The sequence below is a fragment of the Ectothiorhodospira lacustris genome, assembly GCF_022227845.1.
GTDB lineage: Bacteria > Pseudomonadota > Gammaproteobacteria > Ectothiorhodospirales > Ectothiorhodospiraceae > Ectothiorhodospira > Ectothiorhodospira lacustris.
Genome location: NZ_JAJNQN010000008.1, coordinates 119,421 through 131,259 on the forward strand (window position 1 = coordinate 119,421; position 11,839 = coordinate 131,259).

Consider the following 11,839-nt stretch of genomic DNA (forward strand, 5'->3'; position numbering starts at 1 on the left):
CATGTTGCCGGACACGGAACACGCCCCCCGCATCACCATCGCCGGTGCCAGCGGCTTCATCGGTACCGCCCTGTGCCGTGAACTGGCCCGGGACCATCCGGTCACCGCCCTCACCCGATCCCAGGCCCGCGCCCAAACCCCCGATCCCGACAGCCGGATCACCTGGCGGCACTGCGATCTCTACGACCTGGCCGAACTCACCCACGCCCTCAAGGGCTGCGACTACGCCGTCTACCTGGTCCACTCCCTCGCCCCCTCATCACGACTCACCCAGGCCGCACCCAGGGACATGGACCTCATCCTGGCCGACAACTTCGCCCGCGCCGCCGCCACCAACGGCGTCAGACAGATCCTCTTCGTCAGCGGCCTCATGCCCGACACCTTCCGTATCTCCACCCTGCTCTGGAGCCGCCGGGAAGTGGAACTGGCCCTCACCGCCCACGGCGTCCCCGTCACCATCCTGCGCGCCGGCCTCGTGGTCGGCCCCGGCGGCTCCGCCTGCCGACTCATGGTGGAACTGGTGCGCCGGATCGGCATCATCACCCTGCCCCCCAACGCCCGCACCCGCACCCGGCCCATCGCCCTTGCGGACCTTATTCGGGCCATCCGTCACACCCTGGGCAAACCGGAGGAATTCCGAGGCCACTACGACCTCGGCGGCCCCGACTGCATCAGCTACGAAGACATGCTCCGGACCACGGCAAGGCTGCTGGGCCTCAAACGCCGCTTCCTCACCCTGCCCTGGCTGCCCAGCCGGATCGTCGCCCTAGGCGCCCGCTGGATCACCGGCACCCCCACCGCCCTGGTGGCCCCCGTCATGGAAAGTCTGCCACGGGCCACCCGGCTCAAGGACAATCCCCTGCAACGGTTCATCGACCAAAATGCCATCCCCTTCGAACAGGCCCTGAACGACGCCCTGGACCACCGACGCAAACGCCTGCTGCCCAACCCCCGGCAACCCATCCACCAAAAGACCCGGGCCGAACTCAGACGGGCCAGCCGGGTACGCTCCATCCAGCGCATCATCCAGCCCCCCGGCCAGGACGCCGCCTGGGTGGCCGGCAACTACTTCCGCTGGCTGGGCGACTGCTGCCGACCCTTCGTGAAGACCGCGGTCCTCACAGACCCGCACACCGACGAAGATACCGGCTACCAGGTCCACCTACGCCCCGGCGGACACCTGCTGCTACAACTGGAACGGGACAGCCAGGCCGGTACCAAGGATCGACAGATCCACCGCATCACCGGCGGCCTGCTGGCAAGAAAGGAAGCACAACGGGGGAGATTCGAGTTTCAGAGCGTCCTGGGCGGACGCTACACCATGGCAGCCATTCACGACTTTGCGCCGTCACTGCCCTGGTATCTATACCTGTGGAGCCAAGCCGTGGCCCACCTGCTGGTCATGCGCCGCTATCAGCGGCATCTGGCGAGGCTGGCGCGGTGAAAAGCAAGGTAAAAATGCGGTTAATACGTCACTCCCGTCATTTTTAACTGTCACTCCCGCGAAAGCGGGAGCCCAGGCCACAGCATCCTATAAACCCACCACTGGATTACCGCTCTCGCGGGAATGACCCTAAAAATCCCCCACTTTCTCATATGCCCGCGCCCCCGCCACACCCTTCTGCACCTGGCGAAGTTCCTTCCCAAGTGCGTCCCGAGCCTGCTTCAGCAACGGCAGCAGGGCCTGATCAAGATCCCGGATTCGAATCAGCCCCTCAAGGAGTACCTCATCGCCGCCTTGAAATACACCCGGCTGGATCCTGCGCGCCAGATCGCCTCGCTGGGACTCACTGGCCACCACTTCATCCCATTGCCCTGAGCGGGCCCACTCCAGCCGCTGCATGGCAAGATGTTCAAGCGCATCCAGGGCCTCCAGAACCGTTTCCCCGGCCTTCACAGACATGACTTCAGGACTCCTTGGCTGCTACCGCAGCCGGATTATCACGGGCCTCCTGTGGAATGGCCTTCCAGGCATCGCGGATCTCGCCCAGCAACAGGGTCACTTCATCAATCACTTCCACATCATCCCTGGCATTGGCGCTGACCAATCTTCGTTGCATATAGTCATACAGCTCATCCAGATTCCGGGCTACCTCCCCCCCCTTTTCCAGGTCGAGACCGCCACGCAAACCACCGATGATATCAAACGCCTTGCCGATCAATTTCAGCTTGGTTGGGCGATCGCCCCTCTGTACGGCACCACGAGCCTGCGCAAGACGATCAATCCCGCCGTCCAGAAGCATTTCGATTAGCCGGTGTGGACTCGCGAAGGAGGCACTGGCTGCCCCCACCTGCTGGTAATGATTAATGGCCTTATGCATCATTGGAGCGACTCTTTTATGTGGCGAAATTATTGATCGACGATCATGTATCAGGTAACACCTCTACCGCTTTCGCGTATTGGCAGACATGATCATCATCTGATTGTCCAGAAACTCGCTGGTCTGGTTCATCTGAGCAATCATCGCATCCATGGCCGTAAACTGAGCGATGTACCGCGCTTCAATCCGTTCCATGCGAACATCCAGAGTGGTGCGAGCATCTGCAAGATCCGTTAAGCGCTTCTGAAGGTTATCGCCACGGATATTGAGAATGCTATCCCAAGCGGTAAATTCCCTGACCATCCCGCTCATCCGGGTTGCCATACCATCGTTCGGATCAGTGAATACCCGAATCACCCCGGCACGATCCTTTTCAAGGGCGGAGTTCAGGCGGGCGTCATCAATCTGAAGCGTGCCATCCTTTTGACTGACGATGCCCATATCCGCCAACGTCTTGAAATCACCATCCATGCCGGCAACCGGATTTCCAAGTGCCTGTGCCATGCGGGATTGTATGGTGCGTAAAGTGGCGTCACCATTGAGCAGACCCGCTTCCTTGGTTTCAGGGTTGTAGGCGCCCAACTCATTCAATTGCAACCGCAAGGCATTGTAGGCATCGACAAAACCACGAATGGCATCGGAGGCTGTACTTGGATTCTCCGCCACCGTGACGCGCGTCGCGGCACCCTCCCTGGTCAGGGAGAGCGTCACACCTTCGATGGCCCCGGACACCTCATTGGTCGGACGGGTGAACAACATGCCGTCCACGGTGAACTCGGCATTCTGAGACTTGCGCAACTCCACGAAACCACCGCTGACATTATCCCCATCCAGGGTCGAGGCATCGAAAGCCAGGCGATTCAGCAAAGCGCCAGGATCAGCGGCATCCACGGAAATCCTGCTGATGGCATTCTGATCGCCGGTCTGAGTCGAGGTGAACACCAGCCTCGGCCCGGATCCGTCATCAAGAATCGAGGCACGCACACGGCTCGATTGCTCATTGATTTCCTTGCTCAGGGCATCCAGGCTCGTGGCCGTGCCGCTCAAGGTGAAAGTCTCTGTTACGGCGCCCGCGCCGGATCCAAACCGGATGCTGACCTCCCCAGCACCCAGTGCCCTGGTTGAGGAAAAATTATTGATATCGCTGAACAGATTGCCCGTGGTTGCCAGCCGCTGCGACTGGGCCAGCTTGATCACTTCCACATCGTAGCCGCCGGCGGGCGCGTTACTCTGGGCCGTGGCACCCAGGACGCTGCCATCGGCGACGCGCGCGTCCACCTGCCGGAAATTACTGCTCAGCCTTACATTATCCAAGGCCTTGCCGAAGTCAGTCAGACCATTCTTCAGAATGCCCAGGCCGGAGATCTGCGCCTCGATGCGCGACTCCTGACGCTGAATGCGATTCTCCTGCGGCGCCCGCTCCGCCTCAACCAAGCCGTCCACCAGTGCGCGGACATCGATGCCCGAACCAATACCCAAGGAGCTGATTGTTGCCATGACTTACCTCCGGAAATTCCCGCACACTTAAAAGTGCCTGAAAAAATGCAAGAATCAGGCCACCTCAGGCCTTTTCCTTGACCAGCATCCCCTTGAGCTCATCCATGAAAGCCGCAATGGCCAAGACTTCATCCGGTGGCAACTGGCGTATGAGCTCCTCACTCTCCGTGTCATACACCCTCACCACGGTGCGCCCGGTTGAATCATCCACGGTAAACTGCAGATCCCGCTGAACCACTTGGACAAACTCATTGATACGCTTGACGGCATTATCGACTGACGCCGTCAGCTCCTTGATGTCCGACTCGGCTTTCTGCTCGGGGGAAGCACTATTGGGCTCCGAATCGTCACTTTTCGGCAAAGACTCTCCCTCTCGCATCGCCTTGACCGGCGAGGGGTTGCCACCCCCAGGCCCGGAAACAGAAACGGAAGGAGACACAACCGGGTTCATTGATATGGCATTTATCTGTGTATCCACTTGCCCTCTCCTCCCCCGCTACCCGGGAGAACAACAACCCGGGTGACTCACGACACCCGGGTTGTTGTGTTCAGATAAAGCCCCTCATCCTGTTTTACTGGAGCAGAGCCAGGACATTGTTCGGGGCCTGGTTGGCCTGGGCCAGGACCGAAGTACCGGCCTGCTGCAGGATCTGGGACCGTGTCAGGGCTGCGGTTTCGACAGCAAAGTCTGCATCCTGGATTCGCGACCGGGAGGCTGACAGGTTCTCGGCACCCACCGCCAGGTTCGACACTGTGGACTCGAAGCGGTTCTGGATACCACCCATGTCGGCACGCAGACTGTTGACCTCCGCAAGCACATAGTCGATGACGATCATGGTTTCAGCAGCATTTTTTTGGTCATCAACTTTAAGATTGTTCAAGTTGACAACTGCAGCTTGGTCCAAGGCTCCAAAATCAAAGGCCACTCCATCAATTGTGATCGTGCCTCCTGCAATTGCAGTTTCCACATCTTGACGCGCAGCAGAGAGTACGAAGGATCTTCCGTCGTTGCTCAGATTAGCCTGAACTTTTGTGTCAGCAGACTTCGCATTGATCAAAGAAACAACATCAGACATAGAGGAAACCACATCAGTAGCCTCTGCGACCGTCACTCCGGCAATGACAATTGCTGCTCCAAGCTGCGTGGAGCCACCTTCCGCAAAGCTTTCCAGGAGGGCATCCAGAGCTGCTTGAGGGGCAGTAGTGCCACCCGCAGCTGCAGTACTGACAGCAGCCCCCAGCTTGCTACCGCGTGCATCCAGCCCATCCACTACGATGGTCTGACCAGCATTGGCACCCACCTGGAAAATCAGGTTACTCTCACTTCCATCCAGCAGATTATAGCCATTGAACTGGGTCGCAGACGCAATCCGGTTGATTTCCGCGATGGACTGCTTGACTTCGTTGTTCAATGCCTCCCGATCAGAGGCCGAGTTGGTGGCGTTGGCCGACTGCACCGCCAGTTCGCGGACACGCTGGGCGATGTTGCCGATCTCGGTCAGGGCGCCTTCTGCGGTCTGGGCAAAGGAGATGCCGTCGTTGGCGTTGCGAATGGCCTGGTTCTGACCCCGGATCTGGGCCGTGAAGCGCTCGGCGATGGCCAGACCGGCGGCATCATCCTTGGCGCTGTTGATGCGCAGGCCCGAGGACAGACGCTGCAGGGAGGTCTGGAGCTGGCCCTGACTGGCATTGAGGTTACGCTGAGCGTTCAGCGAGGCGACATTAGTATTGATGACCTGTGACATGGTGAATCTCCTTGCCAATGGTGGGGCAGAACAAACCCCGGGTTCATGTGGGAGGGGGTTATGCCTTCAAGCAGTTCCTTCCTCCTGCAGACCCTGTATCGGCCACCCGGCGGCAAGCTTTAGCCGCTTTCGGCAAAAAAATTCCCCCATCCGAGTGCTTCCTGGCTGCAAAACAGGGCATTACGGCAAAAAAGCCCATTTATCGGCAACAATTGGCCGCTCATCCACAGCCAGGCGCATACATAGCCTCAGCACCTTGTATCCAGTAGCGCACTGCAAACCTGCTGCGCATCAACAAAACGGGGGCGACACCTACCCCCCATCGGGACCTAACTCAGCCCCATGTGAAACAAATCCAAATGAGAAATGTGTCTCCGCACCCAGCCACATTCAAGTCGCTCCCCCCCCCACCGGGGCGGCCGACAGCTCGGCAAGCCACTGCCGTTAGGCGGCACCATCCCACCTCCCTTTTACAAAGAAAAAGCCGGAAATCTATTTCCGATATGCGTTTCATGCCATTCCAGCACACCACCGAAAGCTCGCAAGAGATTGTTTTTAATTGAATTTAACAATAATGACAAACCCTCGACACTCGACCCTGAAAGTGGCACGAAATCTGCTTTATGTACGGCATGTACAGTTTTGCCAGCGACCGCTGCTCACCCTCCACTGAATCCGGGCCGGTCATCAAGGGCTGTGCACTAACGCATTCGACGACCATCCATTGAGGGAGCAAACCATCATGTCCCAAGTCATCAACACGAACATCGCCTCGCTGAACGCACAGCGTAACCTCAACAATACCCAGGGCCAGCTGCAGACGGCCCTGCAACGCCTCTCCTCCGGGCTGCGCATCAACAGCGCCAAGGATGATGCCGCCGGCCTCGCCATTTCCGAACGTTTCACCACCCAGATCCGAGGCCAGAACCAGGCCATTCGTAATGCTAGCGACGGCATCAGCTATTCTCAGACTGCCGAAGGTGCCTTGGGTGAGGTGAGCAACCTGCTGCAGAGAATCCGCGAACTGGCGGTGCAGTCGGCCAACGCCACCAACTCACGTTCCGACCGGGAAGCGCTGAACAACGAGGTCAAGCAGGCGATTACTGAAATCAATCGAATCGCTGCCAATACGCAGTTTAACGACGACAATGTGCTGGATGGCAGTCTGGAGCAGCTTATTTTCCAGGTGGGTGCCAATGCGGGACAAACCATCTTGGTTTCTGGTGTTGACGCAAGAGGTAGCAAGCTGGGGGCTGCTGTCAATACTGCAGCTGCGGGTGGCACTACCGCCCCTCAAGCAGCTTTGAACGCTCTCCTGGAAAGTTTTGCGGAAGGTGGCAGCACGGAGATGGCAGCATTCACCATTACCGCCGCAAATGGTGATACCGTTGCCATTGGAACCGCAACCGTCTCCTCCATGGCAGACGTCGTTTCCCTGATCAATGCTAAGTCCGCGGAAAGCGGGGTATTAGCCAACCTGAGTAACGACGGCAGATCCATTGTCTTCTCCGCTTCCAGGGCCGATGCGTTGCTGGATATAGCCAATGTGGACGCCATTGATATCGGTGGTGTCACGCTCGGTACAGGCGGTGTCGATCTTGGCGCAGCCGAAGTGGTGACGTTGAATGAACTCAAGGTCGATACCCAGGATAACGCAGCAGAAACCATGATCGTAGTGGATTATGTGCTGCAGCAAGTCGGCTCCTTCCGAGCGGAATTGGGGGCTCTGCAGAATCGGTTCGACTCCAATATATCCAACCTCCGCGTTGGATCGGAGAACCTGAGCGCCTCACGATCAAGAATCCTGGATGCAGACTTTGCCGCTGAAACCGCAGAGCTGACCCGGGCACAGATCCTGCAGCAGGCCGGCACCTCCGTCCTCGCACAGGCCAATCAGTTGCCCAACAGCGTTCTGCAGCTGCTCCAGTAGTCATTACCACTCAGGGGCTTGAGATAGGCCGGTCGAGGAGATTCCACGGCCGGCCCCGCCTCCCTGCTGATTTAAATCATCGCCGCCGACCCAAGTTGATGACACCAGCATTTCATGCTTGCTAAGATTACTAGGAATACCCTCTTAGCCAAACAATGAGAGCCTCATGAAAAACGCGCACAAACTCCAAAAGGCCCTCACTGAGATTGATCAAGCTCTCAAGAATTTTGATCATGAAAATGTCACGCGTCTTTCCCGAGCCACGCTCAAGCAGTTCCCAAACCACCCGCTACTGCTGGGTTGTCTGGCAAAGTCATCCCATGAACAAGGCGAAGCCAAGGAAGCACTAAAGTTTGCGGAACAGGCCATGACACACGGGGGAATCAAATGGCTACCCGTGGTATCCACCCATCTTGAAATACTGGAGGCGGATAAAAACTGGGACGCCATGGTTGACCTGGCGGAGAAATCACTCAATCAGGGAAATGACCCCAGAAAAAGCAAATGGCTGCTTGCACGAACCTTGGTCAAGGCTGACAGGCGGAAAGAAGCGTTGGCTTTGTTCGAGCAACTACTGGCGGAAAAACCTGAAGCCAATCTTCTTAACGACTGTTGCCATTGTCTTTTTGACATGGGTTATCAAGAAGCTGGGCTGTTACAGAATCAACTGGCTGCAGCACTGGAACCGAATAGCCTGGTAATCCGCTCCAATATCATCCTGATGGCCCATTACATCCCCGGGATGACCAACGAGAAATTGCTGCCACTGCACAAGGATTACTTCGAATCCTGCGCCAGGCAATACGGCCAAGTAAGACAATTCACACGCTCGCCACTGGAAAACCGGAACCTCAGAATCGGATTCATCTCCAATGGTTTCTGGTCACATCCCGCCGGATGGCTGAGCATCGGCGCCATCATGATGCTGGCAGAGCATTTCCCTTGCGATATCTTCCTCTACAACAGCCATCCCCCCAAACCCAAGGATGCCGTTGCCAACCGGTTCCGACAGATACCATCCACACAATGTTCAGTTTATAAATGGCCTGTAGAAAAGATTCACGAAAAACTGCTTGCTGATGAACTGGATGTTCTTGTGGACATGTCAGGGCACAGTGCCGATTCTGCGTTACCTGCCTTCGCCGCAAGATCTGCTCCAGTTCAGGTAAAGTGGATCGGCGGCCTGAGCAACACCTCGGCAACTCCCAACATGGACTACCTGCTGAGCGACTGGGTGGAAACCCCTGAAGGCGCGGAAGCTACCTTCACCGAGAGTTTGGTGCGCCTGCCGGGAGGATACGTTTCCTATGCTCCGCCACGCTACATGCCGAATATCAACCGCCTGCCGGCCCTGGATAATGGCTATCTCACTTTCGCCTGTTTCAATAATGTACACAAGATCAACCCGACAATTATTGAGGTATGGTCCCGCATCCTCAAGGCCCTACCTAGCAGCCGCCTGATCCTCAAAGGCAAACAGTTCAATGATGTGGGCGTGAGAAACGGCATGTACGCCGCTTTCAAGAACGAGGGGGTTAGCAGCGAACAACTACAGCTCGAAGGTCCCTCTACCCATGACCAACTACTGAAAACCTATCAAAAAGTGGATATCGCTCTTGATCCGTGGCCCTACACCGGAGGACTCACCACCATCGAAGCGCTCTACGTGGGAGTTCCCACTGTCACCTACCCCGGCCCACATTTTGCCGGTCGCCACGCCGCCAGCCATCTGACCAATGTAGGTCTTGAAGACTGGATTGCAAAAGACTTTGACCATTACGTGGAAATAGTCAAGGACTGGGCATCAAAGCTGGAAGACCTGGACAACTTGAGATTTGGCCTTCGTAAGCGATGCGAAGACTCCCCACTTGGGGATCACCTGCAATTTGCTGCCAATCTGTATCAGGCTTTTACCATCATGTTTCAGCAATGGGAACAGGGGAAAACTCCCTCCAGCATCAATTTCTCCGGGTTTGCGGAGATTCCGTGTAGCGTTATAGAAAAATTAAAAACAAAAAATGAAGATCCGCATAAAGAACAAAATAACGAAGGTTTAGCCCCAGAAAAAATCACGGGTATTACCGAGCAAGATCTATTGTCTCACATGCCAGAAAATGAGCAAAAAAAATTAATTTCACTATTAAAAAATAGCAAATCATTTCTGGAATATGGGGCGGGCGGCAGCACCCTGCTCTCAATGAGAGAGGAAGTTAAAAATATAATAACTGTAGAATCTGACGCATCATTCATGTCCGCAGTCGAAGAAATATCAAAAAGTTACAAAAAAAACAGCACTGAACACCACGTACACTTGATTGACATTGGGAAAACGGGAGCATGGTCTTTCCCAATAAATAATGAAAAAATATCAAACTGGCATGAGTATGCTCAAAAACCTTGGGAAAGAATCATAAATAATAATAAACACCCAGACTTAATATTAATAGATGGGCGATTTCGTGTCGCATGTTTTTTAGCATGTTATATTTTTTCAAAATCAGGCACAAAAATTCTATTTGACGATTATACCAATCGCACCCACTATCATATCTGCGAAAAATACCTACCAATCAAAAGCAGGCATGGACGAATGGCTTTGTTCGTAGTAGAAGAAAAAACGAAAATTAACGCAGCAATTATGGATTACGTAAAATACTGTTTAATTCCAAGCTAATGATCAAGTGGACGGGATTGCCCTGTCCGCCGATGGCGGCCCTGAAGTGGACCATGAGATAACCGGTCTGGAACAGCAGGGCCTAGGTCGCAATATCGTCCACGTAGCAGGCTGGCCTTGGTCTATAGACGGTCCAGACGCGGGGTGAATACGCTCATCATTACCGTCATCATCCCCTTTGCCCAGGGCGGGTGATCGCCCTCACAGAGTCAGCACGTCAAAGGCGATGATCTGCCGCTGCTCCCTGGAGAACTCCACGCCGATGAGATGGATGGGCTTGCCCTGCCCCCGGTATTTGTCGGCGTAACCCTTGTCCTGGAGCTGCTGCAGCGCCTTGCCCTCCGGGACCTGCTCCAGCACCTTGAACTCGAACAGGTAGATGTGGCCATTGAAATCCACGGTCATGTCCACCCGGCCGGTATTGCCGGCATCTTCCACGGTGATGGCCAGTCCCAGCGCGGCCAGGTGGCTGTAGAACACGCTGGCGTAGTGGCCTTCATACTGGGCGATGAGGTTGTTGCGGTACCAATCGTGGGGCAGTCCGGCAAACAGGGCCTTGAAGTGGGTTTCCAGGGCCGGCAGGTCATGGTTGCGCAGGGCCATGAGCGCCTGCATCTGGGACTCCTGCGCTCGTGAGGCCTCCAGCCCCAGGGCCGGCAGCAGGGATTCGTTCAGACTGGCCTCCACCTCGCGATTGGGATAACCCAGGGTGTAGAGCCAGTAGCCGGTGATGGGTTCTTCCACTTTGTGCACGGTGAGATAGCCGGTCTGGAACAAGAGGGCTTCGGTGGCAATGTCGTCCACGTCGAAGCGGCCCAGCAGGCTGGCCTTGGTCTGCAGACGGTCCAGACGGGGGGTGAATACGCCCCGCTCCGACAGGAGCTTGACTAAAAATGAGGGCGTGGCACTTTCGAACCAGTAGGGTCGGAACTCCCGTTTCTGAAACAGCAGCAACACATCGAACGGGTTATAGACCGCCGGCGTTGTTTCATCTCCCCAACGATAGCCGTTGTACCACTGCCGGATCTGGTCCCGGTCCAGGCCCGGCAGTTCCGGGGCAAACACGGTATCGATGTCCTCGTCGGTGTAGCCGCAGATGGGCGCAAAGGGCTTGTCCAGGGTGATGTCGTTGAGGTTGTTCAACCCCGAGAACAGGCTGACCTTGCTGAACTTGGACACACCGGTGAGCAGGCAGAATTTCAGATGGGGATCGGCGTCTTTAAGGACGGAATACAGGTTTTTCAGCCCTTCCCGCAGTTCGCGGGCCACGTCAGCATCGGTGATGTTGTCCAGGATGGGCTTGTCGTATTCGTCGATCAGGACCACCACCCGCTGGCCGTGTTGATGGTGGGCCATGCGGATCAGATCGGAAAATTCGCCGGCGATGTCCTGGGCGCCGCTGTGTTCGATGCCCAGGCGTTCCCGGTTGAATTGCAGCAGGTGCCGGATACGGGTATCCAGTGCCGATCGACTTACCATGACCCCATCGGCAAAACTGATCCGGACGACCGGATGACGAGTCTGCCAGTCCCAGCGGTCGTGGATGTACAGGCCACGGAACAGAGGCTCGTTAGCCTCGAACAACTCCTTGAGCGTGTCCAGCAGCAGGCTCTTGCCGAAACGGCGGGGGCGCGAGAGGAAATAATAGCTTCCATCTTCAATCAGTTGGGTA

Annotated in this window: 9 protein-coding genes; 3 read left to right on the forward strand and 6 right to left on the reverse strand. The window is 56.3% G+C overall.

Annotated features, from left to right (window positions below; translation table 11 throughout):
• The first annotated feature begins 1 nt into the window (after position 1).
• Entirely contained in the window at positions 2-1,444 is a 1,443-nt protein-coding gene (locus tag LQ956_RS07945; protein WP_238629786.1) for an NAD(P)H-binding protein, read from the forward strand.
• Positions 1,445-1,573: 129 nt separating this feature from the next.
• Here the strand turns inward: LQ956_RS07945 and LQ956_RS07950 are convergent, their stop codons facing one another.
• The 5 genes from LQ956_RS07950 to LQ956_RS07970 form a co-directional block, all read right to left on the reverse strand.
• Positions 1,574-1,903 carry a flagellar protein FliT gene (locus tag LQ956_RS07950; protein WP_238629787.1) on the reverse strand — a complete coding sequence of 110 codons (330 nt, stop codon included), beginning with the start codon at positions 1,901-1,903 and terminating at the stop codon, positions 1,574-1,576.
• A gap of 4 nt (positions 1,904-1,907) precedes the next feature.
• On the reverse strand, positions 1,908-2,324 hold the full coding sequence (gene fliS / locus LQ956_RS07955) for a flagellar export chaperone FliS (protein ID WP_430733408.1): 417 nt from the start codon (positions 2,322-2,324) through the stop codon (positions 1,908-1,910).
• Positions 2,325-2,384: 60 nt separating this feature from the next.
• Positions 2,385-3,818: a flagellar filament capping protein FliD gene (gene fliD / locus LQ956_RS07960; RefSeq protein WP_238629788.1), complete on the reverse strand. Its 1,434-nt coding sequence runs from the start codon at positions 3,816-3,818 to the stop codon at positions 2,385-2,387.
• Between the two features lie 64 nt (positions 3,819-3,882).
• Positions 3,883-4,296 (reverse strand): flagellar protein FlaG, encoded by a 414-nt coding sequence (locus LQ956_RS07965; protein ID WP_238629789.1) that lies wholly within the window; start codon positions 4,294-4,296, stop codon positions 3,883-3,885.
• 94 nt (positions 4,297-4,390) lie between these two features.
• Positions 4,391-5,563: a flagellin gene (locus LQ956_RS07970; protein ID WP_238629790.1), complete on the reverse strand. Its 1,173-nt coding sequence runs from the start codon at positions 5,561-5,563 to the stop codon at positions 4,391-4,393.
• A 742-nt stretch (positions 5,564-6,305) separates the two neighbouring features.
• On the opposite strand from LQ956_RS07970, the gene LQ956_RS07975 reads away from it, so the two are divergent.
• Together LQ956_RS07975 and LQ956_RS07980 are read left to right on the forward strand one after the other, a co-directional pair.
• A complete protein-coding gene (locus LQ956_RS07975) occupies positions 6,306-7,493 on the forward strand; it encodes a flagellin N-terminal helical domain-containing protein (protein ID WP_238629791.1) in 1,188 nt (395 codons plus the stop codon).
• A 166-nt stretch (positions 7,494-7,659) separates the two neighbouring features.
• Positions 7,660-10,167 (forward strand): O-linked N-acetylglucosamine transferase, SPINDLY family protein, encoded by a 2,508-nt coding sequence (locus LQ956_RS07980; protein WP_238629792.1) that lies wholly within the window; start codon positions 7,660-7,662, stop codon positions 10,165-10,167.
• Positions 10,168-10,368: 201 nt separating this feature from the next.
• On the opposite strand, the gene LQ956_RS07985 is transcribed toward LQ956_RS07980, so the two are convergent.
• Positions 10,369-11,839: ATP-binding protein (locus LQ956_RS07985; RefSeq protein WP_238630373.1), on the reverse strand; the 1,471-nt coding region annotated here is incomplete at its 5' end.

Excerpts from the sequence above, each read along its gene's own strand:
- fliD (WP_238629788.1), bottom strand. The coding sequence starts at position 3,818 with ATGGCAACAATCAGCTCCTTGGGTATTGGTTCGGGCATCGATGTCCGC.
- LQ956_RS07945 (WP_238629786.1), top strand. The coding sequence starts at position 2 with ATGTTGCCGGACACGGAACACGCCCCCCGCATCACCATCGCCGGTGCC.
- LQ956_RS07975 (WP_238629791.1), top strand. The coding sequence starts at position 6,306 with ATGTCCCAAGTCATCAACACGAACATCGCCTCGCTGAACGCACAGCGT.
- fliS (WP_430733408.1), bottom strand. The coding sequence starts at position 2,324 with ATGATGCATAAGGCCATTAATCATTACCAGCAGGTGGGGGCAGCCAGT.
- LQ956_RS07950 (WP_238629787.1), bottom strand. The coding sequence starts at position 1,903 with ATGTCTGTGAAGGCCGGGGAAACGGTTCTGGAGGCCCTGGATGCGCTT.
- LQ956_RS07980 (WP_238629792.1), top strand. The coding sequence starts at position 7,660 with ATGAAAAACGCGCACAAACTCCAAAAGGCCCTCACTGAGATTGATCAA.
- LQ956_RS07970 (WP_238629790.1), bottom strand. The coding sequence starts at position 5,563 with ATGTCACAGGTCATCAATACTAATGTCGCCTCGCTGAACGCTCAGCGT.